This is a genomic window from Mycobacterium gordonae (genome assembly GCF_001417955.2).
In the GTDB taxonomy this organism is placed as follows: Bacteria; Actinomycetota; Actinomycetes; order Mycobacteriales; family Mycobacteriaceae; genus Mycobacterium; species Mycobacterium gordonae_B.
Window position 1 is genome coordinate 1 of the sequence record NZ_LKTM01000254.1, and the last position, 705, is coordinate 705.

Sequence of the window (705 nt, forward strand, 5' to 3'; positions counted from 1 at the left end):
CGGCAACGGCGGTAACGGCGCGACCCCCGCTGATGGCGGAGCGGGTGCGGCCGGTAATGCCACCCATCGTGACGGCGGCGCCGGCGGGCACGGTGGCAACACCGGAGTTGGCGGTGCGGCCGGCACTGGTGGTAGTGGACGCATTACCGGTAGCGACGGAACCGCGGGGTCCACGCCCGGCGGGATTTTGGGTAATGGCGGCAAGGGTGGCGCCGGCTTCAGCGCCACGGCGTCGGGCGTGGACGGCGGCAAGGGTGGCGCCGGTGGTGCGGGCGGCAACTTCGGTAGCGGCGGGGCCGGTGGCGCCGGTGGGGATGGCGCGGCCGGTGGCAACGGTGCGGCTGGGACCAAGGCCGGTGATTCCGGCGGTGACGGTGTAGCCGGTGGCGCTGGTGGCGCCGGGGGCGATGGCGGTGCCGGTGGTTCGGTCCGCGGTGACGGTGGCGCCGGTGGGGCCGGCGGGCAGGGTGCTCGGGGTGGTGACGGCGGTGCGGGGGTCAATGGCGCAGCCGGGACGACGCCGGGCGCCGATGGGCAGGCCGGGGGTTCGGGCGGCAAGGGCGGCGCTGGCGGTAACGGCGGCAATGGCGGGGCCGGTGGCGCCTCGGCACATGGCATCGCCGGGACCAGCGGTACCGGGGGTAACGCCGGGAGCGGCGGCAATGGCGCCACCCCGGGTGACGGCGGCGCCGGTGCGGCGGGCGG

General features: G+C 77.0%; 1 pseudogene. It reads left to right on the forward strand.

What is annotated here, in order from left to right:
• Positions 1-705: pseudogene (locus AO501_RS38220) on the forward strand (PE family protein); the annotation flags it as partial.